Origin of the sequence: Roseovarius sp. M141, assembly GCF_024355225.1 — a bacterium.
GTDB lineage: Bacteria > Pseudomonadota > Alphaproteobacteria > Rhodobacterales > Rhodobacteraceae > Roseovarius.
Map to the genome: position 1 here is coordinate 3,605,578 of NZ_VCNH01000008.1, position 26,113 is coordinate 3,631,690.

The 26,113-nt window shown below is 60.3% G+C and carries 20 protein-coding genes and 1 pseudogene; 9 read left to right on the forward strand and 12 right to left on the reverse strand.

Going from position 1 to position 26,113, the window contains the following annotated elements:
• Positions 1–115 precede the first annotated feature (115 nt).
• Positions 116–985 carry a LysR substrate-binding domain-containing protein gene (locus tag FGD77_RS21610; protein ID WP_255013937.1) on the forward strand — a complete coding sequence of 290 codons (870 nt, stop codon included), beginning with the start codon at positions 116–118 and terminating at the stop codon, positions 983–985.
• Between the two features lie 69 nt (positions 986–1,054).
• Here FGD77_RS21610 and FGD77_RS21615 read toward each other — a convergent pair whose 3' ends face one another.
• From FGD77_RS21615 to FGD77_RS21630, 4 genes are all read right to left on the reverse strand, one after another.
• Positions 1,055–3,082, reverse strand: a complete 2,028-nt coding sequence (locus FGD77_RS21615) for a putative 2-aminoethylphosphonate ABC transporter permease subunit (protein ID WP_255013941.1) — start codon at positions 3,080–3,082, stop codon at positions 1,055–1,057.
• 3 nt (positions 3,083–3,085) lie between these two features.
• Positions 3,086–4,204 carry a putative 2-aminoethylphosphonate ABC transporter ATP-binding protein gene (locus FGD77_RS21620; RefSeq protein WP_255013945.1) on the reverse strand — a complete coding sequence of 373 codons (1,119 nt, stop codon included), beginning with the start codon at positions 4,202–4,204 and terminating at the stop codon, positions 3,086–3,088.
• Between the two features lie 92 nt (positions 4,205–4,296).
• Complete coding sequence (locus FGD77_RS21625; protein WP_255013948.1) at positions 4,297–5,316, reverse strand: putative 2-aminoethylphosphonate ABC transporter substrate-binding protein; 1,020 nt, start codon at positions 5,314–5,316, stop codon at positions 4,297–4,299.
• Between the two features lie 174 nt (positions 5,317–5,490).
• Positions 5,491–7,164 (reverse strand): Na/Pi cotransporter family protein, encoded by a 1,674-nt coding sequence (locus FGD77_RS21630; protein WP_255013949.1) that lies wholly within the window; start codon positions 7,162–7,164, stop codon positions 5,491–5,493.
• Positions 7,165–7,705: 541 nt separating this feature from the next.
• Here FGD77_RS21630 and FGD77_RS21635 point away from each other — a divergent pair.
• The 4 genes from FGD77_RS21635 (at position 7,706) to FGD77_RS21650 (ending at position 12,600) form a co-directional block, all read left to right on the forward strand.
• Positions 7,706–8,290: a hypothetical protein gene (locus FGD77_RS21635; RefSeq protein WP_255013951.1), complete on the forward strand. Its 585-nt coding sequence runs from the start codon at positions 7,706–7,708 to the stop codon at positions 8,288–8,290.
• Between the two features lie 7 nt (positions 8,291–8,297).
• Positions 8,298–9,047, forward strand: a complete 750-nt coding sequence (locus FGD77_RS21640; RefSeq protein WP_255013952.1) for a hypothetical protein — start codon at positions 8,298–8,300, stop codon at positions 9,045–9,047.
• Entirely contained in the window at positions 9,044–11,050 is a 2,007-nt protein-coding gene (locus FGD77_RS21645; protein WP_255013954.1) for a phosphotransferase, read from the forward strand. Before FGD77_RS21640 ends, FGD77_RS21645 begins: the two co-directional genes overlap by 4 nt.
• Before the next feature lie 290 nt (positions 11,051–11,340).
• Entirely contained in the window at positions 11,341–12,600 is a 1,260-nt protein-coding gene (locus FGD77_RS21650; RefSeq protein ID WP_255013956.1) for an aminotransferase class V-fold PLP-dependent enzyme, read from the forward strand.
• 51 nt (positions 12,601–12,651) lie between these two features.
• Here the strand turns inward: FGD77_RS21650 and FGD77_RS21655 are convergent, their stop codons facing one another.
• The 4 genes from FGD77_RS21655 to FGD77_RS21670 all read right to left on the reverse strand — a co-directional run bounded on the left by FGD77_RS21655 (position 12,652) and on the right by FGD77_RS21670 (position 18,231).
• Complete coding sequence (locus FGD77_RS21655; protein WP_255013958.1) at positions 12,652–14,004, reverse strand: PepSY domain-containing protein; 1,353 nt, start codon at positions 14,002–14,004, stop codon at positions 12,652–12,654.
• A 104-nt stretch (positions 14,005–14,108) separates the two neighbouring features.
• Positions 14,109–14,459, reverse strand: coding sequence for a hypothetical protein (locus FGD77_RS21660; protein ID WP_255013960.1), 351 nt, complete (start codon positions 14,457–14,459; stop codon positions 14,109–14,111).
• 180 nt (positions 14,460–14,639) lie between these two features.
• Entirely contained in the window at positions 14,640–17,015 is a 2,376-nt protein-coding gene (locus tag FGD77_RS21665) for a 1-deoxy-D-xylulose-5-phosphate synthase N-terminal domain-containing protein (protein ID WP_255013962.1), read from the reverse strand.
• Positions 17,016–17,025: 10 nt separating this feature from the next.
• Entirely contained in the window at positions 17,026–18,231 is a 1,206-nt protein-coding gene (locus FGD77_RS21670) for a methionine gamma-lyase (protein WP_255013964.1), read from the reverse strand.
• Between the two features lie 114 nt (positions 18,232–18,345).
• Between FGD77_RS21670 and FGD77_RS21675 the strand changes: the two genes are divergently transcribed.
• Entirely contained in the window at positions 18,346–18,804 is a 459-nt protein-coding gene (locus tag FGD77_RS21675; RefSeq protein WP_255013966.1) for an Lrp/AsnC family transcriptional regulator, read from the forward strand.
• Between the two features lie 429 nt (positions 18,805–19,233).
• Positions 19,234–19,446 carry a hypothetical protein gene (locus FGD77_RS21680; protein WP_255013968.1) on the forward strand — a complete coding sequence of 71 codons (213 nt, stop codon included), beginning with the start codon at positions 19,234–19,236 and terminating at the stop codon, positions 19,444–19,446.
• 190 nt (positions 19,447–19,636) lie between these two features.
• Here the strand turns inward: FGD77_RS21680 and FGD77_RS21685 are convergent, their stop codons facing one another.
• From FGD77_RS21685 to FGD77_RS21695, 3 genes and pseudogenes are all read right to left on the reverse strand, one after another.
• Positions 19,637–21,823, reverse strand: coding sequence for a cation-translocating P-type ATPase (locus FGD77_RS21685; RefSeq protein ID WP_255014401.1), 2,187 nt, complete (start codon positions 21,821–21,823; stop codon positions 19,637–19,639).
• A gap of 337 nt (positions 21,824–22,160) precedes the next feature.
• Positions 22,161–22,850 (reverse strand): UTRA domain-containing protein, encoded by a 690-nt coding sequence (locus FGD77_RS21690; RefSeq protein WP_255013971.1) that lies wholly within the window; start codon positions 22,848–22,850, stop codon positions 22,161–22,163.
• An 82-nt stretch (positions 22,851–22,932) separates the two neighbouring features.
• A pseudogene (locus FGD77_RS21695) lies at positions 22,933–23,346 on the reverse strand (ZIP family metal transporter); the annotation flags it as partial.
• A gap of 333 nt (positions 23,347–23,679) precedes the next feature.
• Between FGD77_RS21695 and FGD77_RS21700 the strand changes: the two are divergent.
• Positions 23,680–24,108, forward strand: a complete 429-nt coding sequence (locus FGD77_RS21700) for a helix-turn-helix domain-containing protein (protein ID WP_255013973.1) — start codon at positions 23,680–23,682, stop codon at positions 24,106–24,108.
• A gap of 210 nt (positions 24,109–24,318) precedes the next feature.
• Complete coding sequence (locus FGD77_RS21705; RefSeq protein ID WP_255013975.1) at positions 24,319–25,035, forward strand: hypothetical protein; 717 nt, start codon at positions 24,319–24,321, stop codon at positions 25,033–25,035.
• A 91-nt stretch (positions 25,036–25,126) separates the two neighbouring features.
• Here FGD77_RS21705 and FGD77_RS21710 read toward each other — a convergent pair whose 3' ends face one another.
• On the reverse strand, positions 25,127–25,897 hold the full coding sequence (locus FGD77_RS21710) for a glycoside hydrolase family 25 protein (protein WP_255013977.1): 771 nt from the start codon (positions 25,895–25,897) through the stop codon (positions 25,127–25,129).
• Positions 25,898–26,113: the final 216 nt, after the last annotated feature.

Genomic DNA, 26,113 nt, shown 5'->3' on the forward strand with positions numbered 1-26,113 from the left:
TGCAACTCCAGAAACGGCGGGTCACAGACACGATTGCCGCAAGCCATTCCATATGTAAAATTGCATTAATCAATCAATCCATAGGCACAACTTATGCGCCTGCAAAGGAGCCGCCATGCGTCACAGCCAACTGCGCGCCTTTCATCACGTCGCGGCCCTTGGCGGGTTTTCCCGCGCAGCCGAGGCGCTGTTCCTGACCCAGCCCGCCATTTCCGAACAGGTGCGCAAGCTGGAGCAGGCGCATGACGTGCTGTTGTTCCACCGCGAGCGCAAACGCGTGCGTCTGACTGAAACGGGCGAGCATCTGTTTCTGCTGACCAAGCAGCTGTTCGAGGTCGAGCAGCGCATCGCGGATTACATGACCGAAACCCGCGCGGCAGTAGAGGGCGAACTGCGCATCATCGCCGACAGTGCACATCACGTGATCGACCTGCTGGGCCAGTTTCGCCAGCGCTATCCCGGCGTCACCGTGTCCCTGCGCAGCGGTAACACCGAGGAAATCCTGGCCGAACTGCGCAGCTACAACGCCGAAATCGGCGTGATCGGCGAAGCGCCCTCGGGGCCGGACATGACAATGCTGGATCTGGGCGAGGCACCCATCATCGCCTTTGCCGCGCGCGGCCTGCTGGGCGATCCCGCCGCCGGGCTGACACTGCACGAGGCCGCGCAATTTCCGCTGATCCTGCGCGAGGCCGGATCGAAAACCCGCGCCAGCCTGGACGATGCAGCCGCCCGGCATGGGCTGGTCCTGACCCCCGCCATCGCCGCCGAGGGACGCGAGGCCGTGCGCGAAATCGTCGCCTCGGGCGCCGGGATCGGGTTCGTCTCGCTGGCGGAATTCGGGCACGATCCGCGCATTGTCCAGATTCCGCTGAACGGGGTCGATCTGCGCATGCGCGAGACAATCGTGCATCTGGGCCAGCGCCGCGAGGTGCGGGTGATCCGCGCTTTCATGGAGTTTGCCCGCGCCGGGGCGCCTGCCTGACATGTGCATTGCCTATATGTTGCACTGCGTTTCGCGAAAAGCTGTGCTTCAGGTTTTTCGCGAAACGCTTTAGCGCGTGCGCCAGGCCTGCGTGCGCCCCAGAATACCGCGCGATGCGATCAGGTGAAGGATCCGCGCGCCTGCATTGGTGTAAAAGATCATCATCCCCATCGCCGCCGCCGGGGCAATATCGCCCGCATCGTCCATGTTCAGCACCGCGATAGAAGCCAGCGCAGTGTCGTGCGAATACAGGAACACGACAGCCGACACCGTCGTCATCGCGTTGACGAAGAGGTAAATCGAAATATCCAGGATCGCAGGCAGGCACACCGGCACGGTGACCCGCGCGAACAGCTTCATCGTAGGCTGTTTGAGCGACGCCGACACCGCCTCGAATTCGCCGTCCATCTGTTTCAACGCGGTCACGGCCGTCAAATGCGAGACGGTGTAGAAATGCGTCACCGTCGACACCACCAGGATCACCATCGTCCCGTAGATCATGTTCAGCGGGTTGTCGGGGTTGTTGAAGAAAAAGATGTAAGCAAGGCCCAGCACCATCCCCGGAATGGCCATCGGCAGCATCGCGAAACCCTGAAAGATCGCCCGCCCGGTTTTGAACCCCTTGGATTTCTCGACCAGATAGGCACCAAAGAACACCACCGCCGTGCCGATCACAGCCGTCAGCAATCCCAGCTTGATCGAGTTGTAATAGGCCCCCCACCCGCCGCCATCCATCCGGTCAAAGCGAAAATTCCTGAGACTGAGGCTGAGGTCATAGGGCCAGAACTTGACCAGCGCCGCGAACTGGCAGATCGCAATAATTCCTACGATAAAGATGGCGATCAGCGTGCAATACAGCAGAAACAGCCGGTCCATGCGGCGGTTCGGCTTTGGCTGAAACGGCACCGATCTGGCCGACAGCGAGGAGACCTGTTTCGACTGCACCATGCGGTCGATGGCAAAGGCAAGGATCGCCGGGATCACCAGAACCACGGACACCACCGCGCCCATCTCGAAATTCTGCTGGCCGATGACCTGTTTGTAGATGTCGACCGCCAGCACGTTGAACTGCCCGCCGATCACCTTGGGCAGGCCGAAATCGGTGATGACGAGGTTGAACACGACGAACGCCGCCGAAATCAGGCCGTAGCGCGCGCCGGGGATGGTGACGGTCCAGAAGGTCCGCCATGGCGACGCGCGCAGCGACGTCGCTGCCTCGAAAAGCCGCGCATCTGAAATCGCCAGCGCGGTCGATATGATGATGAACGCATGCGGAAAGGTAAAGAAGACCGACCCGATCACGATGCCGATCGGCCCATAGATCGTGGCGCCGAACAGCAGTTCCTTCAGCATCCCCTGATTGCCGAACAGATACACCAGCGCGATCCCCGGCAAAAGCGACGGCACCAGAATCGGCATCATCGCAATCAGGCGAAACACGCCCTTGAACCGCATGCAACTGCGGTTCAGCGCATAGGCGAACCAAAACGCCAGACCGACAGTGACAACGGTACTGATGACCGCGATCAGCAGCGAATTCTTGATCGAGTTCGACAGCACAGGGGTCGAGAAATATTCGACAAAGTTGGAAATTCCGCGCGATTTCACGGGTCTCAGCGTGACGCGGCGAAACGTGTTGCTGTCCAGCTGCTGCCACTCGGTCCCGGTATGCAGCCTCGATCCGACCAGATAGCGACCATCCTCGGCGATACTGCGGATCTGGTACTCCACCGGGCTGCGAAAGCTGAAATCGGGGAAAAGCTTGGTCACGCCCAGACGGCCATCGGCATTGGTATTCAGATCGTCCGGCGTAAACGCCGCCATCTGTTCGTTCAGCACGGCACCGTTCAACACGCTGCCGTCAAAGGTTCCGGCCTCGTCCGAGACCTGAAATTCGAACACGGACAGATCAAACCGATAGGTCGAGAAGGATTTCGAGAACATGACATAAAGCGGCATCACCAGCGTCACGACCAGGTAAAGCGCGATCACTATCATGCCTGCGCGCATCATTATGTCATCGCGGCTCAGCTTGCCGCGGATCGCACCGCCGACAGGCATTTTCGATCGGGCGTGCATCGGGGTTGACTCCACCATCGTTCAGCCCCCGGTCGCGTCAAAGACCATGACGCGGCTTTTCGGCAGTTCGATCATCATGCGCTTGCCTTCGCTCAGCTCCAGCCGACGCACGGCGTTCATCGAAAAATTCGCGATCAGCGTGCCCTGCCCGAAATGGTCGCTGGCCAGATGGCACCGCCAATAAGAGCCGAGAAATTCCATATCTGTCACCTCGACATCCAGCGTGTTGGCCTGCGTCTCGACCTCGCCCGAGGCGTCCGCTTCGGCACCGTGGGGGATCACATCCTCGGGGCGGATCGCCATGACCGCGCGGGCGCCCTGCCCTATGGCATGCGGCGCACATTCCAGTTGCGCCTGCCCGCAGGTGACGCGCTCTGGCCCTGTGGCGACCGCGTCGAAATGGTTCATGTCGCCGATGAACCCGGCAACGAACAAGGTGCTGGGATATCGATAGATTTCGGTCGGCGTGCCGATCTGTTCGACCCTGCCATGATTGATGACGACGATCCGGTCGGCCATCGACAGCGCCTCTTCCTGATCGTGTGTCACCATGACGGTGGTCACGCCCAGCTTGCGCTGAAGCTCTTTTATCTCGTGGCGCAGATGCACGCGCACCTTGGCATCCAGCGCCGACAAAGGCTCGTCCAGCAGCAAAAGGCCGGGGTTGGTGGCGATGGCACGCGCCAGCGCAATGCGCTGCTGCTGCCCGCCCGACAATTGCGCGGGATATTTCTTGCGTTGCTCCTCCAGCCCGACAAGCTCCAGAAGCTCACTGACCCGCGCGGCGATCTCGGGCTTCTTGCGGCCGGTATTTTCCAGACCGAAGGCGATGTTCTTCTCGATCGTCAGGTTCGGGAACAGCGCGTAGGACTGGAACACAATACCGAAATCGCGCTGCGACGGCGGCAGGTTCGACACGTCCGCACCAGCCTGATGGACAGAGCCGCGCGTTTGCAGATCCAGCCCCGCAATGGCGCGCAAAAGCGTGGTCTTGCCGCAGCCGGACGGGCCAAGAAAGCAGATGAATTCGCCTTCTGAAATGTCCAGCGACACGTCGCTGAGCGCCAGAAAGTCATCAAAGGCTTTCCACAGATTCTCGATCTTCAAATACGCAGGGGCTGCAGCCATCACCTCGGGCACGTCGGGATCGTCCTTATCTTGGGATAGGTTTTTGAAAGTATTTCTGGGCCAGGAGAGACGAAGGGCGACCGATGCCGCCCTTCGCTATCTGCCTATTCGGCTTCGGATTTGCCGTCGTAGCGCTTCTGCCACTCTGCGAGGATGCCCGCCCGATTGTTGGCCGCAAATTCGAAATCATTATCGATCATCGCCTCCTCCAGCCCTTCGGGGAAGAATTCGACCGGTTGTGCGATGCCGGGAATGGCAACCACGGCATAGCCGACGTTGTACATCTCCATCGCGCGCTCGGTGACGGTGAAATCTACCAGCTTCTGCGCGGCTTCCAGATCGTCGGTGCCCGCAACGATGGCCGTCGCCTCCATATCCCAGCCGACGCCTTCGGACGGCACGATGATGTCGATCGGCGCACCGTCGGCCTTGGATTTCGCGCCCCTGAAGGCAAAGGAAATGCCGATCGGGATCTCGCCGGACGCGGCCAGCTTGCACGGCTTGGAGCCCGAGTGGGTGTAGCGCGCGATATTATTGTGCAGCGCGTCCATGTAGGCCCAGCCGTCATCTTCGCCGAACATCTGTAGCCAGCTCGACACATCAAGGAAGCCTGTGCCCGACGAATTGGGGTTCGGCATGATAATCTTGTCCGCGTATTGTGGATCGGTCAGATCCTTCCACGAGGTGGGCTTTGCCAGACCCTGCTTTTCGGCCTCGACCGTGTTGAAGCAGACGGCGGCGACCCATGCGTCCATCCCGACCCATGCAGGCGGTGTGTCCTTGTCGACGAATTTCGGGTTCAGCTTCTCGATACCGACAGGCGCGTAAGGCTCCAGCAGGCCTTCGGATTTCAGCAGCAACAGCGACGTCGCGGCAAGGCCCCAGACCACGTCGGCCTGCGGGTTATCCCGTTCGGCCAACAGTTTGGCCGTGACGACGCCGGTCGAATCCCGGACCCAGTTGATCGTGATGTCTGGATTCACCTCGTTAAAGCGTTCGGCGTAGCGGGCCAGATCCTCGGCCTCGACGGCGGTATAGACGGTCAGTTCGGTCTGGGCGATGGCGGTGGTGGCCATCAGCATTCCGGTCAACGCGCCAAGCGCGCCTTTCACCTTGAAATTCATGGCAGTCTCCTCTGTTGCGTCGGGCGCTGACCCGGCTGATTTGCTGCACGCTCGTATTATGGCGGCATTGCAACAGGACTGTGACAGATCCGGCCCACAAATGAAATTGATTTACCCTATCACATCATAGGAAAAATCTATCATATGTCGGCCCGCTGCGTCCCCAACAGGCTGTCAGTCTTCTGCTTCGTCCTGAATGTTGCGGATCAGCCGCGTCTCCAGCAATTGGCCGTTGCGGTACAGGATCGGATAGGCCACGGCGGAAATATGGCCGTTCAGATCGCGCAGCGCGCGCAACGTTTCCAGATGCACATCACTGGATTGAAAGCTGTCCGCGCGCCCGTCCGACAGACGTTGCAGGTGTCGCTTGCGGCTGCGCCGCTCTTCCTGCTTGATCTCGGTTTTCTCCATGACCAGCAGGCGCGCGCTTTCCAGATCGTCAGAGATCAGTACATTTCCGGCCAGCCGGAAATTGGCGCGCACGGCCTCGAACATATGGACCAGCTCGGCCCAGCCCTCGGCCGAAAGCGTGATTTGCTGATCGGATTTTTCGGCAGCGGTACGCAGGAACTGCCCGGCCAGAAGATCGCCCGCCGCCTCCAGCCGGATGGCGTATTCCATCAGGCTGCGCACTGTCTTGGCCTCGCCCTTGGAGTAGGCCTCGATGGGGATGGCAGCGACGTATCGGCGGATGTCCAGCAGCGCGGCATTGACCGCCTTGTCCTGCAGCTTGACCGCGCGCATGCCGACCTTGTCGCCGGAGTCGTAAAGGGACTGAATCGGCTCGAACATCCGCTCGACCAGCCCCATCATGCGCAAAAGCTCGCGCTTGAGGCTGGCGATCGCCATTTGCGGCGCCTCCAGCGCGCCGTGATCCAGAACGCTGATTTCGTCGTGGCGATCGGGCGCCGCATGCACACGGCTGGGCAGCATCGCCAGCATGAGGTATCCCAAAGGGCGGCACAGCGGCAGCGCGACGATCAACAGCGACAGGTTGAACGCGATATGCGCGTAGATCAGCGACTGACCGGGCGACACGATCAGCAGATGCGACGGATCGAACCCGAGGTTGATCACCAGCAACGCCGCCAGCGCCCAAGTGCCGCGCAGCATCATGTTGGCGATAGGGATGCGCCGCCCCTCCAGATCCATGCCGCGCGTGAGATAAACGGGAATCGCCGCACTGCCCAAATTCGCCCCCAGAACCAGCGACAGACCGGCGGCAAAGGGGATCGCGTCAATATGCACCAGCGTAACGCACATCAGGACCGCCGCCACGCTGGAATGCATGATAAAGGCCAGCGCGGCGCCAACCAGAAACGCGGTGATGAAATCGCGCGCAAGGTATTGGGCAATGGCCGGCAGGAATGCGCTATCCTTGATCGGTTCCATCGTCTGGCGCAAAAGTTGCAATGATATCAGTATGAAGGCGATTCCCATCAGGATCCGTCCCGCCTGCCGCCAACGCCTGCCTTCGGTTTTCACGAACAGGAACCCGCCGACGGTCAGCAGCAGCGGAATCAGCCAATCCAGCCGGAATGACAGCACTTGGATGATCAGCGCCGACCCCAGATCGCCCCCCAGCACCACCGCCAGCCCCGCCGGAAACGCCAGATATCCCGCCGCCGCAAAACCCGAGGTCAGCAGCGCCACCGCAGCCGAGCTTTGCAGGATAAGCGCCAGCATGATGCCCGTCGCGCCCGATCCGATCAGGCTGGTGCTTTCGGTCAGCCAGCGCTGAAACGACGCGCCAACGCTACGCTCGATCCCCGTGCGGACCATGCGAACGGCAAATAGCAGCAGCATGATCGCGCCGGACAGGTTCAGCAGAAAAGTGAGGATCGCCATCGCCTAGCTATGCCTCTTACTACTGTGATTTGAACTCGATTTCATGGTGGTCAGGCCCTCCGAACGCGGTAGAAACCACATATATGCACGATATCCCAGCGATATTTAGGCGCCACCCCTGCGAACCAGGCGCAGCTTTCTATCAACGCCGAACAGGTTCGACCGGCCATCGTTGATGGGTACGCGGCCGAGAAACTGATCTAGGCCCGCGTCGGCCCACCAGCGTGTTCTCGGGAATATCTGCTCGCGTATCGGGGCTGAAACGGGACGCCTGAACATACCGGAACAATGCAACACCCCCCTTCATACACCCCGCTTAACACTCTAAATTCAAATGATTAATTCTTTTCCGAATTCGTACGCCAGCCTCGCCTGTCGCGAGAAAGCGTCAAATAATTCACAAGACGTGCAGCCCTAAGTTGTGCTATAATAACGTCACGAGTCGTTAACGTGGCCAAAGGTCACGAACTGTTCTTTGGCCTATTTCCCGCAGCGTGTCGGGCGCTTGATCTGGTGCCCGCAATCACAAGGGGGCTATGACATGCAAGCCAAGACATCTTTCACTCGATCCGATTTTATCATCGAAGACCTCGTCATCAGCATTGGCGGAGGCAGCCGTGGAAACACCTGGCTGCCGGGGCCGGATGACGAAACCCCACCCACGCCGATTTCACCGGTCGCCAGCGTCTTGGTGAACATGGGGACGATCGAAACGGTCCGGGCCACCATTCAGCAGGCGCTTGCGTCAGGCCAGGGTCTGAAATCAATCGGTCGCGCTTTCGTTAAGGGCGCCCCCGACGCCAATTCTGCAATTCAGACGGCCATTTTCGAAATTGGCGCGGCCGTGGTCGCAAGTGCTGCATATGCGTCGGCGGGAAAAGGGTCGGTCGGATATCCCGACCCCAATTGCGGAGGAACGTCGCTGGAAACGATCCCGACACCGATCACGCCCGTTGTGAACATCGGCCGTGACGTCCATCAGGTGACGGAGCTTCCGCGTCTGCGCCAGCAACTGACCGAAACGATGAAATTTGTCGATTCGGCGGTACGGGCCAGAAGCCCGAACAGAGACGAGGTCGGAATTGTTCGCGAGAATCTGGAAAAAGCCCTGAAATCGCTCGGGTGAAATCGGGATGCCGGGACAGATTGCGAACCTGTCGCTGCGCGCGCTGACCTTGGCGACCGCTCTGCCGCCAAGCGACGTGCCGAAGATAGCGCGCTGGCTGTACCGGTATGGCACGGCGCCGCGCGGGGTCATGCAGGAAATGGCGTTTGGGTCGGGCGACCATCCGATGGCGGTGCTTGAATTATCCCAAGGTGGCAGGGCAAGAGGGATGCTGGAACACCACTACGAGGTCGCGACCTATCCCGGCTGGCTTGGGTTTTCGCGCGTGACGGCGCCCCTTGGCACCGGGGCGACCTGCAAGCTTTACATAAGTCCCAAGCCAGAAGCCTTGGCTGCTGTTTTCCCGGTCCTTGCCGAGGTCTTTGATGCAATGCAGGTGCGTGCTTTCAAGGTGGGGCGTGGACTGGACGGGCTGTTGCGCCCGGACAAGATCGTCGCCCACTTTGACGATGTGGACCATTTGCATACAGTCGCGGCAATTTTGCGCAAGAGACTTGGCCGATCTCCGGCTCAGGGTGTGCCATTTACCACCGCCCTTGGGCCTGACGGGATGCTTTCTTGGGGCATCGATCCACCAGTGGGAAGCGTTGCGGTCAGTTGGCGGTCCTGGGTGACCCATCGCCTTGCCGAGGCGTTGGTCGTCCCCCTCGGTTTCGGCCAGAGCCGCATTGAATCGGTTTGGGGCAGGATGGCTGAAATCGGTGTTGACCCAACCACCTGGACCGTAGGCCCTGACACGTTCTTGGCCACGCAATGAACGGCCTGGACCTGTCCAAGACGCGGTTCATCCTGCCAGCTGACGCAGAACTACTACCTGTGTGCGATTTATCCCCGTCGCTTCGGGCCAAATTGGGTGCCGTTGATGAAACCGCCGTCGTGATCACAAGACCCGGATTTCGCGCCACAACGCGTCTGGTCCCGGCGCCGATGGCCGCCCTTCTGGAAGAATTCCGTGTCGAAAGCCTCGTGACCGAAGCCGTGATGCGGTTCAGTCGGGCGCAAGAGCAAGATCCGCTTGAGATTCTGGACATGGTATTTGACGGGATTTCGACCCTGATCGGGGGCCGCATCCTGCTCGCCGGAACCGAGGCCGACGCACAAACGCTGGTTCCCAGCCTCAGGTCCGGTCAGACCTTTTGCGGCATCAGGATCGAGCGGTTGGTCAGATCGCTGAACGACAGCGAGGTTTTCTACGGCCGCACAGAGACAGGCGCGGCAGTCGCGCTGAAACTGGCACGGGACGGACGCGCCGGCGAAGCCCTGCGCAAGGAGGCGGGGTTTCTGGCACTGCTCGACGGGCAGAGCAGCCCACGGCTTCTGAAGCAGGGGCAAAGCAAGGGGCGGGAATGGCTGGCGCTGGAGTGGCGGAGCGGGGTGCCGATTTCTGTCGCATCACAGACAGCACGGGCATCGGGCGACAAAAGCCGACTGTTTCGGCTGGTCGCCGGGCTGCTGGACGCATACGCCGCGCTCCATGCACGTGGTATCGCACATGGCGATATTCATCCCGGCAATCTGATCGCCGATGCGCGCGATCAGATCACAATCCTGGACTTTGGTCAGGCGACGCTCTCGGCCGACTCACCGGCGATAGACCTGACGCGGACCGGTATTCCCTATTTTTACGACCCCCAGATGGCGCAGGCAATTCTTCATGAGAGCTTTCCACCGGGCGCAACTGCGCTTGGCGAGCAATTCGCGTTGGGCACCTTGGCCTATCTGCTGATCGCCGGTGTGTATCCGATGCATGGTGCGGCAGAAAGCACCAAGATACTGAAAAGTATCGTCAAAGACAGGCCCTTGCCCTTCGCCGCACAGGGAGTTGACTCTTGGCCACGCATCGAAGCAGTCCTGCGACGTGGATTGGCCAAGGATCCGGCTGATCGCTATCCGGACACGGCGGCCTTTTCGCGCGCTTTCAGGACAGCCGGCGCTTCGCCCCGCAATGCGCCCGCAAGCGTGCCAGCTGACACCTTCGAAATTTTGCGCACCGGTGTCGTCCTGGACGGCTGCGTGCCACATGTGATGGCCTGGCTCTGTTTGCGCGCCGCCATCGTCGGCGCCGATGCCGACCTAGCGGCACTGGCCAGCATCTCGTGCGCGCGCGCAGCCCCTGGATGGGAGGCGGCGTTCGTCGCGGCGCAGGTCGCCGGGGCAAGGTCCGACTGGTGCGACCAGGCCGAAGCGGTGGCCACACTCACGGCCGAATTACGTGACCGCAGGACGTGGAATCCGCGAATGTTGATGCATATTGCGCATCTAGTTCGGGGCCGGGCCACAGACCGCCCCATCGACGCGGATACGATGCTGACATTTACCAAAGCCAGCCTTGGCAGCCCGGCTGCAAGAACCGAGGGAGATGAAAGCGTTCTACATGCAAAACTTGAGCTTCAGAGATCCAGTGTTCTAGCGCAATCGTCCGATACAAGAGAGCAGCTGGATCGATTGAGAGGTGGCTCAATATGGCTCTGGTCACTGGCCTATGACATCTATCAGGACGAGACATATTTAGACCGCGCTCTTGCAGCTGAGGTGCCACAAAACCCGATCCACCACGGTTTTGCGTGCCTGCGCTTGCATCAGCTTACGGGCGATATGCATTGGGTCAAAGCGGCACTGCGTGACGCCAACACGGCTTCCTTGAGTCCGGAATCGATTCTTCTGTCGATCGAATGTGGCGCCCCAAGTCGTGCCGAAGCGCCGCTTCTGACCGGCCTTCCCGATCTGTTCGCGCTGAATGATCGTTTGAAGTTTTTCTAGGCTCTCGGCCCACCGGGCAGATCGCAGGGGCGTGGATTTCGCCGTTCGTTCCGCTTCCGAATGGAAGGCAGCGCGCGGAGGCCCCGCGCCCGCATCCACCGTTGCTAAAGCGTTTCGCGAAAAACCTGAATCACTGCTTTTCTCGAAACGCCCGCGACATGCTAGCATTACACGCGTTTCGCCTTAAATGAGTGCCTCAAGTTTAAGGCGAAACGCTTTGAACCATGGCAAACCTGAACTTATGACATGCATCATCCGTGCGTGATAAATCTCAATTACAGGACCTGAAGATGATCCAACAGCGACCCGATCTGATTGCCGCGATCCGCGACCGATTTGCCCATGTGGACACCTGTCCGTTTCAGGGGCCGCGTATCTTCTTTGAAAATGCGGGGGGCGCGCTGACGTTGAAATCCGTGGTCGACACATCGGCCAAATATGCGGCCATTCCCGACAATCAGGGGCGCGATAACCCCGCCGCCCATGCCTTGGTTGACACCATCAACACCGCCAAGGCCGATCTGGCGGTTTTGATGAACGCCTCGTCGGGGCAATTTTTCGCCGGGGAAAGCGGCACCGAACTGCTGTTCCGGATGATCCGTACCGCCTGTGTGAACGCGCCCAAAGGTGCCCGGGTGCTGGGCAGTTCGATCGAGCACCCGGCCAGCCGCAGTGCAGCGCGCCGCTGGGCCGATATCGCCGGGCTGACCTATGTGAACGTGCCGCATGATGATGCGACCGGGCGGGTCACGGCGGCGGATTACACGCGGCTGATGACACCGGATGTGGCCGTGGCCACGATCCTGCATGCCTCGCCCGTCACTGGTATCGGCATGGACGTGGCGGCGATTTCCGCCGCGATCCGCGCGGTGGCGCCAGAGTGTCTGATCATCGTCGATGGTATCCAGCACGCGGCCCACGGCCAGATGGATCTGGACGCCTATGACGTGGATGGCTACGCGATTTCACCCTACAAGATGTTCTCGCGACACGGCTTTGGCATCGCGTGGATTTCAGACCGGCTGAGCGCGCTGCCCCATGACATGCTGATCAATGCCCCGACCACCGGATGGGAGCTGGGTACCCGCGACACCGGCGCCTATGCCACGATCTCGGATGTGGTCCGCTATTTCGATTGGCTGGGCGGCGAGGTTTCGACCGAAACCGATCCGCGCGCCCGGATCAATACCGCAGGCCGCGCGATCCGAAGCTATGAAACCCATCTGACCGATGCGATGATCAACGGCACCGGCAACCTGCCGGGACTACGCGAGATGGCGCATGTGACGATCCTGGCCGGGGCGGACAACCCGGCACGCGAAGGGCTGGTTTCGATCGTGGTAGCGGGCACGCCTTCTGCCGAGGTCGTGACGCTGTTGAACAATCAGGGCATCCGCACCCACACCCGCAAGGCGGATCACTATAGCGGCAACGTGCTGGACCCGCTTGGCCTGCCCGATTGCATCCGTATTTCGCTGTGCCATTACAACACCGAACAGGAAGTGGCGCAGTTGCTGGCGGCGCTGCGCGAAATCGGCAGGGACGGCTGACGGACAACCCTCCCGTAGTGGGCGCCCGGTGACAGCCGGGCGCCCGTGTCTTTACGCCGTGCGCAGGCGGCGGCCTGACAGATGCAACACGATCTCGATAGCGGCAAGCACCAGCATCGACAGCCCCACCAACGGAAAGAAGATTCCGGCTGCCACGGCCATAAGCAGCAGCGTGCGCGGAATCCGCCAGTCCGTCGGCACCGGCGGCACACCAAGCGCGCCAGACGGGCGGCGTTTCCACCACATGACCGCCGCAGAGCAGCACAGCATCACCATCGCCGCGCAGGCCAGCAGCAGGACAATCTGATTCAGCAGCCCCCACTCCTGCCCCATATGAACACTGATGCCCCATTCCGCCCAGCGCCCCAGCATGCCAAGATCAGCGAGGTCGGCGTCAAACAGCACCTCGCCGGAGTATTGGTCCAGATGGATCACCCGCTCATAGGTGATGTCGTCAGGATAGACCGAAGCGGTAAAGACGCCCTCCGGTCCGTTCGGCATGGAGATCGCGTAACCCGGCACGATGCCGAGATCCTCGACCTTTGCCACGACGGTATCCAGCTTCTGAGGGACGCCATCAGCCGCCCCGGACAGCGGCATCGGCTGATTCTCCATGATCCACGGGGCGCGGTCCACGGCATCTGACACAGGTTGGGTCGAGACCGGTAGTTTCGACCAATACCCATCCGTCATCCCGATGCCCAGCGCATAGGAATATTCGTAGAACTTTCCGCCCCAGACCGAGGACCACGGCAACCCGGTCATCGCAAGAAAGACGATGAAGCCACCAGTGTAGAGCCCCGTGACCGCGTGCAGATCCCGCCACCACGGACGCCCGCGGCTGGCCTTGATCGACACGGTGCCCACCTTTCGCCCGCGCGGCCACCAGAGGTAGATGCCCGTGGCAACCAACAGCACCATCCACCCGGCAGCCATCTCGATCAGCCGGTTACCGATCCAGCCCACATATTCAAGCGAGTGAAGTTTGCGCACGACATACATGGCAGGACTGCCCGGTGCGCCGGCATCCCAGAGGCTGCCAAGCACCTCGCCGGTGTAGGGGTCGACGTAGAGCGTGGTCTTCAGCCCGTCCGCGCCCAGAATATCAACCTCGGCGCTACGGTCTGATGCTGCGGCGGGTGTATAGGCCTTCAATGTACCGGGGTGCGCGTCCAGCGCTTCGGCGGTGATTTGCGAAGACAAAAGCGGGGCAGTCGCCGCCGGCTCTACGAAGCGTAGTCGGCTGTATGCGGCGTCGTTGATTTCGTCCTTGAACAGGTAGATCCCGCCCGTCACCGCGAGGATGAGAACAAAGGGCAGGACGACGAGTCCTGCGATAAAATGCCAACGCCAAATGGCGCGATAGAGCGCCGGGCTGGGCGCATTTAGGGTTTGCTTGGTCATGGGTCCATTCCACATGGGTCGCCGCTGTTGCGGACGAAAGACAAAGGGATGCCTGGCGGGCGTGCCGCCAAAGGCCGGTTCAAATGCGTGACGGCGCAGGGCCGTCAGGCGAGAACCGGGGGCGCCCGTGGAGAATGGTTGAGTTCGCGCGCCTGTGCGGCGCGGTAAAGATCGCCCAGCCGCCGCACGCCGTCATGCGGTGTCAGCAGAACGGCAACCCCGCTGTGTCCGATTGCAGGGGCTTCGGGCAGGCCATGACAGAGCGGACAGCGGTGATCATGCGCCCGACCTTCACCGCACAGATCCCCACCAAGCCCGCCATGGGCCGACTCGGACGCGGCAAGCGCCAGATCTGCCCGGTTCGGCGCCAGCATTCCAGCCGACGTCATGCCGGTCACGGCGACAAGAATCGCCATGAGGCAGGCAAGGAGAGTGGCTGCGGGCCGGATTTTCATGGCGACTGAATGCCACGAAAAGGCCTGACGCGAAAGAGCGCAAATTGGCTGATCCGCCCATCCGAAGCGGTGGCTCAGCCCAACGCGGACGTGATACCATTGCTCACGGCTGACCTTCCCCGGCGGACGAGGACCGAGTGCGCAGTGCCGGGACTGCCCCGCGGCCAAAGTCGACTATTTCTATCCATCGCTCGTGAAGTAAGGGATTTTCGGACCCTGCGATAGTTCGCTTGCCGATTGCACCAGCGCTTGGGCATCGAGACGGAAATGCCGGTAGAGATCAGTAATGGTTCCAGTTTGACCGAAATGTTCGACCCCATGCGAGATCGTCCGATGTCCCCAAACCCCGCCAAGCCACGAAAGCGTTGCCGGATGGCCGTCGATGACGGTGATCAGTGCACAACCGCGGGGCAGGTCCCGCAACAGGGTTTCGATATGTGACGCGGCGCAGGCGTCCCCTGCGGCGCGGGCTCTTTGGGCGGCAGTCCAGCCTGCGTTCAGGCGGTCGGCAGATGTCACGGCCAGAACACCAACATCGCGGCACCCCTGCCCGATAAGGCCCGCCGCCTTGATCGCCTCCTGCGCAACGGCGCCTTGATACGCGATGACAACCTCGCAGTTCGGTCCCGGTTTGCGCATCCAATACGCCCCGTCGATGGCCCCCTGGCGAAAGGCGTCGTCCACCCGCGTCCCCGGCTGTTCGATCGGATTCGTGGTCAGCCGCAAATAGACGGAACCGCCGGTCTCGTCGCGCAGCCATGTCCGTTCGTCCGGGACGCTTTCGCCGTCCTTTTGCAAATAGCTGAACGCCCATTCCATGATGACGGCCAATTCATCAGCAAAGGCCGGTTCAAACGCGGCAAGACCATCCTGAGACATCCCGATCAGGGGGGAGGCGATGGATTGATGCGCGCCACCTTCTGGGGCCAGCGTAACCCCGGACGGCGTGCCAACGATTATAAAGCGCGCATCCTGATAACAGGCGTAATTTAGCGCATCCAGGCCACGGGACACGAATGGATCATAGACCGTGCCGATCGGGATCAGGCGTTTGCCGAAAATCGAATGCGACAGCCCGGCAGCCGCCAATAGCAGGAACAGGTTCATCTCTGCGATGCCCAGCTCGATATGCTGACCTTCGGGGGCAAATTCCCACTTTGAGGTGGACGGGATCTTTTCGGCCTTGAATGTGTCCTCTTGATACGCGCGCGCAAACAGCTTGCGACGATTCACCCATGGGCCAAGGTTGGTCGTGCCGGTGACATCGGGCGAGGTCGTGACGATCCGTTCGGCCAGTTGGCTGTCACCCTTGGACAAATCATCGAGTATTTTCCCGAACGCCATCTGGGTAGAGATTTCGCGATCAGACGCCAGGGTAATCGCGGGAACATCAATCACATCGTCATGATAGCGGCGGCGACCATCGGCAAAAAACGGTGTCTTTGCCAGCTGTGTTTCAAAGACAGCTGGATCGGCAATGGTTGCAAACCTGTCCCATTCCTGACCCGGCGCAACGCCCATATGTTCCTGCCATTGCGCCATCTGGGTCTTGTTCATCAAACCGCCGTGGTTGTCCTTGTGGCCCGCGATCGGCGTTCCCCAGCCCTTGATTGTGTAGGCAAGGAAGCAGACCGGGCGGTCATGGTCGATCGCGGCAAAGGTGTCGGCCATCGTCTGCACGCAATTGCCACCCAAATTCTCCATCAGTTCCGCAAGATCCACGTCGCTGCGCCGCTCGATCAGGGCGGTGACGTCACCTTGATCGCCCAGAGCCTCCATCAGACGTTCGCGCCAAACCGCACCGCCCATGAAGGTCAGCGCGGAATACAGCTGATTGGGGCAATCATCGATCCACTGGCGCAATTTTTCCCCGCCCGCTTCTTCAAAGGCTGCGCGCTGCAGGTGGCCATATTTGACGCGCACAACGTCCCAACCGAACGCATCAAAAATCTGCTCAACGCGCTTGAACAACCCTTCGCGTACGACGCCGTCCAAAGATTGGCGGTTGTAGTCGATGATCCACCAGCAATTGCGCAGATCATTTTTCCAGCCCTCTTGCAGGGCCTCGTAGATGTTCCCCTCATCCAGTTCTGCGTCGCCGACCAAGGCGATCATACGCCCCATTTTTCGCTCACCGCCCCAAGCCTTGGCGTGGACATAGTCCTGCACGATCGAGGCGAATGATGTTACCGCAACGCCCAGCCCAACCGACCCGGTAGAAAAATCAACGTCATCAACGTCCTTGGTGCGGGACGGATAGCTTTGAACGCCGCCATAGCCGCGAAAATTCTCCATCTTTTCGCGTGTCTGATGGCCCATCAAATACTGGATCGCATGAAATATCGGGGATGCGTGGGGCTTTACCGCGACACGGTCTTCGGGCCGCAATGTCTGGAAATAGAGTGCCGTCATAATCGACACCATCGACGCCGAAGAGGCCTGATGCCCCCCGACCTTGATCCCGTCCGCCTTTGGGCGAATGTGATTGGCGTTGTGGATCATCCAATGGGACAGCCACAGCAAACGTTGTTCAATGGTTTTAAGATACGGTGTCATGCGCTTTCCCTCAGGCGGCGTTGCGGGCAGGAGGCCGAGGCAGAGCTTGCGCCAAATCGGCAATCACATCATCAATTCCTTCTAGGCCAATCGACAATCGCACCAATCCCTCGCTGATGCCATGCGCGGCGCGCTCTTCCTTGGTATAGGTCGAATGGGTCATGCTGGCGGGGTGTTGTACCAATGTTTCGGCGTCGCCCAATGACACCGCGCGCGTGATCAGCTGCAATCTGTTCATCATGTCGATGCCCGCTTGCATCCCGCCGGTCAGCTCAAAGGCAATCATGCCGCCAAACTGGGTCATCTGCCGCTTGGCCAGATCATGTTGCTCAAAACTTTGCAGGCCCGGGTACCAGACCTGTCGCACGCCAGGCGACTGTTCCAGCATTTTGGCCACCGTGGCCGCACTACTGCAATGGCGGTCCATCCTAAGCTCGAGCGTCTTGATCCCGCGCAGCACAAGCATCGCATTGAACGGCGCCATGACGGCGCCCGTCATATCCTTCATGCCCTGAAGACGAATTTCGCTCACAAGGTCCGCCGGTCCAACCAATAGACCGGCGACGACATCGCCATGCCCGCCCAGATATTTCGTCGCCGAATGCAGCACAATGTCAGCACCATGTTTGATTGGCTGGGTCAGGTATGGCGTGGCATATGTATTATCAACGACGACATAGGCGCCATGTTCATGGGCGATATCGGAAATTGCCTGAATATCGACCAACCGCATGTTGGGGTTTGCAGGCGTTTCAAAATAGACGATTTTGGTCTTCTGCGACATCGCGGCGCTCAGGTTTTCCGGATTGGTCAGGTCAACATGGGTGATCCTGACCCCGAATTTCGCCAACCCGTGCTGCATGAACGAAAAGGTGCAGCCATAAAGCGTTTTGTCCAGGATGACCTCATCACCCGGCCCCAGAATGGTCCACATCGTCGCCGTGATTGCCGCCATGCCCGATGCCAGCGCAAGCCCTGCTTCGGCCCCTTCCAAAACGGCGATGCGGCGCTCAAGCAAGTCGCAGGTCGGGTTGGAAATACGCGAATAGATGTACCCCGGCTGTTCACCCGCGAACATTTCGCCTCCCGCTTCGGCGGTTTCAAACGCAAAAGTCGACGTCAAATGCAATGGCGGCGTCAAAGCGCCCTCGTTTTGCATCGGGTCATAGCCATGGTGGATTGCCAAAGTCGAAAAGCTGACGGGAAAATTGCGCATCTGTGGCTCCATAGGTGTTTGACCAGAAGGATAGACCAGTTTCGGCAGGGAAATATTGCCGTTTATGCCGCAACACTCTATAGTATTGGCATAGTATGCCAATGGATCGCCATTATGGATCAAAAAGATCGCCAAATCATCAGGGCCTTGCAACGAAATGGCCGCATGACCAATCAGGACCTCGCCGCTGAGGTAAATCTATCACCGTCCCCATGCCTTCGCAGGGTGAAGCTGCTTGAGCAGAGCGGCGCGCTGAAAGGATACAGCGCCGACATCGATGCCGAAGCCTACGGCTTGCCTGTCTTGGTAATCGTGAGGATTAGCCTGACCGGCCATACCGAGAAAACTGTCCAGCAATTTGAGCAGCAGATCAGCCGTGTGGACCAGGTGCTGGAGTGTTTTGTCATGACCGGCCCGTCGGATTATCTCTTGCGAGTCGTCGTCGCGGATCTGGCGGATTATGAGGATTTCGTTCGCAAACGCCTGCACCCAATCGGTAGTATCGGATCAATCGACAGCAGCTTTGTCTACGGGGTGGTCAAGAAAACAAGCGTCTTTCCAATGCTTGGCTGACGCCAGAGTCGGCCGGTTGGAAGTGACACCAGAGCGGACATTTATCGCAGTCCCGCGAACGGTGAAAGAGCCCCACACTGCCCCGCCATGAAAAGATGCGCTCATGAAGCGGGCGTTCAGATCGTATTTCTCCCGACTGGCACCTAAGCTATCTTTGGCGGTGGTCCGGCCCAATACCCCGGCTGCACTATCTCCGTGCAGCAACTCGATTGTACCGGAAATAATGATCGTCACGACGAACAGGGTCAGGAACCCAACCATCAGCCGTTTCAGAAGAATGGTCAGGATTGCGTTCTTCTATACCACTTTCATCCACGCAAAGCCCCTTACACCCAGACCATAATGACTCAGGTATATGTCGACACGAACAGGGGATCTATTTGGCTGCTTAGATTTCCTCGATGTCTGGCTGGGCTGAGAGGAGTGTAAATGTGGAACACTTCCGCCACCATTGGAGGCTGCGCCTCGGTGGCGGCCTTCGTGCTTGATCAGGTGACGAAGGCGCTTGCCATCGCCAATGCTGGCACGCTTGCAGGCGCACCGGGCGCTATACCGGGCGTCGATCCCGTATTTCATCGCAATGCCAGCGTCAGCTTTGGCATGCTAGATGACGCTGGCTGCCGCTTTGGCGCCGACGCCTAATGCAAGATTTTGGGATGTGATGCTTGTGCCACTGCGTCTGGCGACATGGTCGATGGGACTCGGCTTGCATCGCCTGCAATCGTTCTGCGGGTGCCGCTATCGGATCCGAACCTGACAAGGACGGTCAGCGTAGGTAGCGCGCGTGGGGAAGGCGGCCAGTGTCCCGGCCACCCCTGTTACTCCTCGTGTCTTACTCTTCGTGCGCCAAGGCACCCGTTGCCATGCGCCTGCCGACGTCCTCGGTGTCTCCGGGCGGTTGCGGATTGCGATCGGCCGCGTTCAGAAGCCTCAGCGCATTGGCAACGACGACGAGCGACACCCCAACGTCCGCCGCTATGGCCCCCCACATCGACGCCATGCCGAGGGCGGTCAGGCCGACAAACAACACTTTCGTCGCGAGCGAGATACCGATGTTCTGGCGAATGATCGCCATGGTGCGCCGTGAGTGTCCGATCAGCCAAGGCACCTTTGCGATGTCATCGGTCATCAGGGCGATGTCCGCAGTTTCGATGGCCGCGTCCGAGCCGACCGCGCCCATTGCGATGCCGTAATGGGCGCGTGCCATCGCCGGGGCGTCGTTGACGCCGTCGCCGATCATCGCAACCACGTCATGTGTCGCCACCAGTTCCTCGATGGCGGCCACCTTGTCCTCCGGCAGAAGCCCGGCCCGGACGATGTCGATCCCAACCTCCGCCGCCACGGCCCTGGCGGTGCGTTCGTTGTCGCCGGTCAGCATGACGATGGTCTTGACGCCCTGCGCATGGAGTTGCGCGACTATGGACCGGGCGTCCGGTCGGATGCGGTCGCGCAGCTCCAGCACGCCGTGCAGACCCTCCTCGTCACCGATGGCGACCAGCGTGCTGCCAGCGCCTTGGATCCGGTCGCGCAGGTCGGCGGGGATGACGCCGCTGAACCCCTTCTCCTCGGCGAACCGTTCGGACCCCAGCCAGATCGCGCGCGTCCCTGATTGACCCTCCAGTCCGCGACCGGGCACTGTCCGTGTATCCTGAGCGGGCGCGACGGGCGCGCCATCCCGCTCGGCCCTCGCCAGAATGGCGCGCGCCAGCGGATGCGACGACCGCGCTTCAAGTGACGCCGCAAGCGTCAGCAAATCCACCTCTGACGCGCCGCAAAGGGGATGGACCGCCGCCACCTCGGGTTCTCCCATCGTGATGGTGCCGGTCTTGTCCATCGCCAGCGCCGTCGTCCGCCCCGGAGCTTCGACATAGGCTCCGCCCTTGATGAGCACGCCCGCGCGCGCGGACGAAGCGAGCGCGGCCACGATGGAAACGGGCGTCGAGATCACCAGCGCGCAGGGGCAGGCGATGACCAGAAGCACGAGCGCATTGTAGAACCAGAACCCCCAGGCGCCGGTGATGAGGGACGGCACCAGCGCGATGACGATGGCCAGTGCCATGACAGCGGGCGTGTAGATGCGTGCGAACTTCGCGACCCACTGCTCGACCTCGGCACGGCGGGAATGTGCGTCGCCGACCATTCGGATGATCTTGGCCAGAACCGTGTCCGCAGCCGCCTTGGTGGCGCGCACCGTCAGCGTGCCCTCGCCATTGATCGTCCCGGCATAGACCTCGTCGCCCGGTTCCTTGGGGACCAGTGCGCTTTCGCCGGTGATCGGCGCCTGATCGACGGCGCCGACACCGTCCGTCACCTCGCCGTCCAGCGCGATTCGATCCCCGCCGCGCGCCACGAAGCGGTCGCCAACGGCAACCTGTTCAGCGGGCACGGTCGCTTCGCTGCCATCAGGCCGGATCACACGCGCAGTTGGCGGTGCGAGATCCAGAAGCGCCGAAACGGCATTGCGCGCCCGCCCAACGCTCCAGCTTTCGAGATAGAGCGAAAGCGAGAAGAAGAAGGCGACGGTGGCAGCCTCGAAAAACTCGCCCAAGCCGATCGCCCCGGCAACGGCGACAACCATCAAGAGATTCATGTCCGGCGAGAGCCTGCGCGCCGAAGACCACGCCTTGGGGGCGACCAGCCAGACGCCACACAGTATCGCAAGCGCAAAGAGACTGACCTCGAGCAGGGGCATTGGCGCTTCGCCATGTCCCGCAAAGAGGTCAAGCGCACCGCCCATGCCCGTCTCGACGATATGCCACAGAAAGCCTGCCGCCCAGAACCCGCCGCTGAGGGCGGTGAACCGCTTCTGACGGGTGAGATGGGCTGCCTGATCCGCGGCCGCATTGTCCGCATCCCATGGTTTCGCGCTCATGCCTGTGCTCGCGACCAGCTTGAGGATTTGATTGTCCGCGACGCTCGCCGCGCTGTCGAGAACCGTCATACGCCCGTTGATGACGTCGAAGGCCAAATGCTCGGCGCCGCCCACCGCTGGCCCGATGACCTTGTTCAGAATGGAAATCTCCTCGGCGCAGTCCAGACCGCTGACCTGAAAACTGCGCCCGTTGGTGGGGCCGGGCGCGGGAGGCGCTGCGCCTGCACAGCAACCGCCTGCATGTCGCTCCTGCGCGCGCGGGGCTGCGTGGGTGTACCTGGGGTCTTGGGACGATTCGGATGACATGATCGGGCCTTGGGTTGTTGAATGCCCGCCTTGGATAATCCCTACAGTCACTAGAGCTGCAAGAGGGAATCGACGCATTCTGCGCAATCGTGTGTTGGAAACAAGATCGCCCCGGGCGCCCAGTTCAGCAGCGCGACAGGCAGCACCTCCCGCCGGGCTGGGTGTTTCGCCGCATCGCTCAGTAGCGCGTCGTCATGCGGTGGCCGGGCCGATAAGTCAGTTTTACATAGGTGATCGCCCGCCCTTCCCACCATGTGGACCGCTCGATCGTGAAAACCGGGTCGCCGACTTTGCTGGCCAGATAGCCAGCCATTGGCGGGTCTGCCAAACCCGCTGAAAAGCTGATCTCGGCATCCGAGAACGGAATGGTCGAAACCAGCCATTCGTTCGGACCTGTTTGCGAAAAATCAGCGTCTTGCGCCTGTGGAAGCGCGGTCAGATTGATCCACCTGTCTTCGTGCTGATACGGGTCGCCATCCGCGTAATGCATGCAGATCAGATGCAGCCCCTTGCTCCCTGCCGGGAGCTTGAGCCGCGCACGCAGCCAGTCTGGCGCCTCCTGCACCGTGCATTTGGCAAGGGAATAGCGGTATTCGGCGCCCTTGTCCTCAATCTCGCTGCGCACCAGCGGGATGTCGAACCGCGCCTGCCGGATCGGACTGGCCCGCACGCGTGTACCGGCCTTGCGGCGGCGTTCGATAATGCCATCATCGGCCAGTTCGCGCATCGCGCGGTTCACCGTCGCCCGGGCGCAGCCATAGATCCCGGCCAACTCGATCTCATTGGGAACAAGGCTGCCGGGGCCCCAATCGCCCTTGGTGATCCTGGACAGGATGTCGGATTTTACATCCTTGTAGGTGGCTTTCATGATCACGCCTTCATTAAGACTGCATTTATTCACTTATAGCCTGTATTTAATGCCGAACCAAGACTGCCAGACGCATCTGTCGCTAGCTGGGAAAAAGCATCAAGACAAGACCGATGGCGAGGCCAAGCGTCACCCGATTCTGATGCCCGCTACGATGGGTCTCGGAGATGATTTCGTGACTGATCACGTAGAGCATCGCACCAGCCGCGAATGCGAGTCCCCAAGGAAGGAGCAGCTGCGACAGGAAGATAACGCCGGCCCCAATGAGGCCCCCGATCGGCTCAACCAGACCGGTCAGCGCGGCTATACCCCAGGCGCGGAATTTCGGATAGCCCTCGCCAAGTAACGAGACAGCCACGGCAAGACCTTCGGGGAAGTTGTGGATGGTGATCGCGATGATGAAGAACCAAACGCGCCTTAGCGATGCAGCCTCCGGCCCCTCGCGCCCTGACGTAAAGTGTTCGTGTGGCAGGCGCTCGCTCATAAGCGCAACCGCGCCCATCCCGGTGTGATCCGCAAGCCCGAACGCCGCGCGGAAGGTTGGTTCGCTCTGTTTGGTGCGGGCGCTGCGAGAATTCTTCTCGCGCAGCCCCCGTATAAAAACGAGTGTGGCAATTCCCGCCGACGCTCAGCGAAGCCCCTGTAAGATCGTCAGATGCAATTTGAAATACCTGCTTGTAATTCCAAGCTCAGACCGCTCCTCCATCCACTAGAGGTTGAAGACATTTATTCAAGAAAACCAGTGTGTAACGGTTCTGTCAGTAGCACGCAGCCCTTGCAGCGCAGCCCACCAAAATCTACATAGACTATAGGTATTATGGAGATTTCTATGCTGACGATCGGCAATTTGGGGAAGAAAACTGGCACAAAGGTACAGACAATTCGTTACTATGAGCAAATCGGCCTCATGCCAGAGCCAGGCAGGACAGAGGGCGGCCAGCGACGTTATGGAGATACCGAACTGGACCGCCTATCTTTCATTCGCCACGGGCGTCAGCTGGGCTTTCCGCTCGACGCCATAAGAGAACTTCTGGATCTTGGGGACCATCCGAACCGCCCATGCCACGAGGCAGACTCGATTGCCCGGCGACAACTCAAGCAGGTGGAGCAGCGGATCGCCCGGCTTGACGCCCTGCGCACTGAATTGAAGCGAATGGTTCAAGAGTGCAGCGGCGGCAGATCATCAGATTGCCGGGTGCTCGAAGTGCTCCGGGACCATTCCGAATGCCTGACGGACCATGAGAGGATCGGCGCCTGAGATTTCACTGCGAGAACCTCAGGCACCGCAGGTCGGATAGCTCAATCGGGTTGGTTGGTTCAACAAGAACAGGCTTGGGGCATGAGCGGGAAAGCCGAACCGCGGAGGGCGAGCTGTGCCAGAACTTAGCAACTGGCATCTGGGAAAAGGCACCTAAGAAAACCACTGGAAACTCTCGCCCCTTCAGCCTGAGGCGCGGATTAGCTGAATATGCGATATCATCGGGCTCTAGGTTATGCCGACAAGATCGCGGCGCAGTGGGGAATTAACCATCTTATTGCTTGGGTCGAAACCCTGCGCCAAGAAGGAATGCAGATCGAAGTAACAATTATCGGCGACAAGATTGCCGGTGCCGCCACGCCTGAAGCCAACAAGATCTTCCGCAAGGAAATCGCCGACGCGCTGGAGCGTATCGGCGCCCGCCGCCTTGCCAACGCCGCGTGGTACTCCAACAATCTGGCCGCAGGAAAACGTCTGATTGTCCGACTTCACGCCCAAGAGGTGCGCGGTAGCGCGCTTCAATTTGGCAAGGCAATCAACGTCGAGCGCGTCGACCAGTTCATATTCGCGGCAGGAAAGCGGTCAACCTCGGGACTTGATCGTTACTCACGACCTGCACCTGCCGAAGCTCATCATCGGCACCCGCTTCGTGCTGCGCGATTGCCTGGTGGAGTGGATCGCCCTGCCCACGGATCGCGAGGCTTGCTCCGCATACGTGGGCAGGTCGGCAGACACCCGGATGATCTAGAACGCCACATGGAATCCATCCGGCCATGTGAAGGTTGGTGTCACATCGCCTGTCCGAAAATAACAGCCAAGCTGCTGAGGTCCAAATTGGTCTGCATCAGCAATTTTCTCGGCGTCATACGTCCAGCGAAACCTTGTGGAACGGTTCTTTTGCCGGACCTCAGGACATGCGCAGGCTGACAATCAGGTAGGAAAAACTGAACCGCAACTTCCTGTCAATGGTCCATAACTTCGAAATCAGATGTTGGGTCAATTGCGTCCAGACCCTGGGTTACTGGCGTCTGACTGCCAGCCAGCGTTTCCATTCCGGCCGCCCGCCCGAAAATGCGTTCAGATCCACGTTACCATTGATACCCGGCACGGTGCCGGTGCCGGTATATTGCCAAAAGCTCCAGTGCTGGCTCGGATAGACCTCGCGCGGGTGTTTCGCGGTCGAGCGGAGCCAGAACTCTTCGCTTTGCATCTGTCGCATTTGGTTCTCGCGATAGAATTCGGGCGTCGTATAGATAATCGGGCGCTGCCCGTAATGGCGTTCCAGCATGTCGAGAAAAACCTTCGCCTCGCGTCGAACGATTTCACTAGGGGGCCGCTTGCGACAGGTGGGCGAGAATGGGTTCCACTCCATGTCCAGTATCGGTGGCAGAGCTCCTGCTTCACGCGGGACATTGCGGACAAACCAGCGAGCCTGATCTGCGGCAGAGGTACAGAAATAAAAGAAGTGATATGCGCCGCGAGGAATGGACACACTGCGCGCGCCACGCCAATGATCGCCAAATCGCGGATCAAGCATGTCGCCGCCCTCGGTCGCTTTGATAAAGGCGAACTGTACGCCTGCGTCACGCGCCGCCTGCCAATTGACGCTGTCCTGAAACCGCGCAACATCGATGCCGTGAATATCGTACCGGTGCGGCGCGTGGCCATGCTGCCACTCGACAGGCGCCCGTTCGCCAAATCCACTTGTGCCGCCACCGTTGTCGAGCGGGGGTGCTGACGCGCAGGCGGCAAGCATCAAGAAGGTGAGAAACAGAAAAGGGCGGGTCATCGGCGCGGCTCCTGCGGGGGACATATCTAATATGCAGGGAAACGCGCCGGGGCGCCACTAGGATATCTGCCGCCTACGCCTCTGACTGGCGCCGCGTCGCAGCATTCGCACTGCTGCCAGTCGTCCTGTGTGCAGCATTATTGCTGGTCGATAGCGGCAGTCCCGGAAAAAGTGAGCGTTTGCATCGAAAACTAGCAAGAGCGGATCGCGAATGTT

Excerpts from the sequence above, each read along its gene's own strand:
- FGD77_RS21625 (WP_255013948.1), bottom strand. The coding sequence starts at position 5,316 with ATGAATTTCAAGGTGAAAGGCGCGCTTGGCGCGTTGACCGGAATGCTG.
- FGD77_RS21710 (WP_255013977.1), bottom strand. The coding sequence starts at position 25,897 with ATGACCCGCCCTTTTCTGTTTCTCACCTTCTTGATGCTTGCCGCCTGC.
- FGD77_RS21655 (WP_255013958.1), bottom strand. The coding sequence starts at position 14,004 with ATGACCAAGCAAACCCTAAATGCGCCCAGCCCGGCGCTCTATCGCGCC.
- FGD77_RS21615 (WP_255013941.1), bottom strand. The coding sequence starts at position 3,082 with ATGGTGGAGTCAACCCCGATGCACGCCCGATCGAAAATGCCTGTCGGC.
- FGD77_RS21690 (WP_255013971.1), bottom strand. The coding sequence starts at position 22,850 with ATGAAAGCCACCTACAAGGATGTAAAATCCGACATCCTGTCCAGGATC.
- FGD77_RS21680 (WP_255013968.1), top strand. The coding sequence starts at position 19,234 with ATGTGGAACACTTCCGCCACCATTGGAGGCTGCGCCTCGGTGGCGGCC.
- FGD77_RS21610 (WP_255013937.1), top strand. The coding sequence starts at position 116 with ATGCGTCACAGCCAACTGCGCGCCTTTCATCACGTCGCGGCCCTTGGC.
- FGD77_RS21630 (WP_255013949.1), bottom strand. The coding sequence starts at position 7,164 with ATGGCGATCCTCACTTTTCTGCTGAACCTGTCCGGCGCGATCATGCTG.
- FGD77_RS21635 (WP_255013951.1), top strand. The coding sequence starts at position 7,706 with ATGCAAGCCAAGACATCTTTCACTCGATCCGATTTTATCATCGAAGAC.
- FGD77_RS21660 (WP_255013960.1), bottom strand. The coding sequence starts at position 14,459 with ATGAAAATCCGGCCCGCAGCCACTCTCCTTGCCTGCCTCATGGCGATT.
- FGD77_RS21645 (WP_255013954.1), top strand. The coding sequence starts at position 9,044 with ATGAACGGCCTGGACCTGTCCAAGACGCGGTTCATCCTGCCAGCTGAC.
- FGD77_RS21675 (WP_255013966.1), top strand. The coding sequence starts at position 18,346 with ATGGATCAAAAAGATCGCCAAATCATCAGGGCCTTGCAACGAAATGGC.
- FGD77_RS21700 (WP_255013973.1), top strand. The coding sequence starts at position 23,680 with ATGCTGACGATCGGCAATTTGGGGAAGAAAACTGGCACAAAGGTACAG.
- FGD77_RS21650 (WP_255013956.1), top strand. The coding sequence starts at position 11,341 with ATGATCCAACAGCGACCCGATCTGATTGCCGCGATCCGCGACCGATTT.
- FGD77_RS21705 (WP_255013975.1), top strand. The coding sequence starts at position 24,319 with ATGCGATATCATCGGGCTCTAGGTTATGCCGACAAGATCGCGGCGCAG.
- FGD77_RS21670 (WP_255013964.1), bottom strand. The coding sequence starts at position 18,231 with ATGCGCAATTTTCCCGTCAGCTTTTCGACTTTGGCAATCCACCATGGC.
- FGD77_RS21665 (WP_255013962.1), bottom strand. The coding sequence starts at position 17,015 with ATGACACCGTATCTTAAAACCATTGAACAACGTTTGCTGTGGCTGTCC.
- FGD77_RS21640 (WP_255013952.1), top strand. The coding sequence starts at position 8,298 with ATGCCGGGACAGATTGCGAACCTGTCGCTGCGCGCGCTGACCTTGGCG.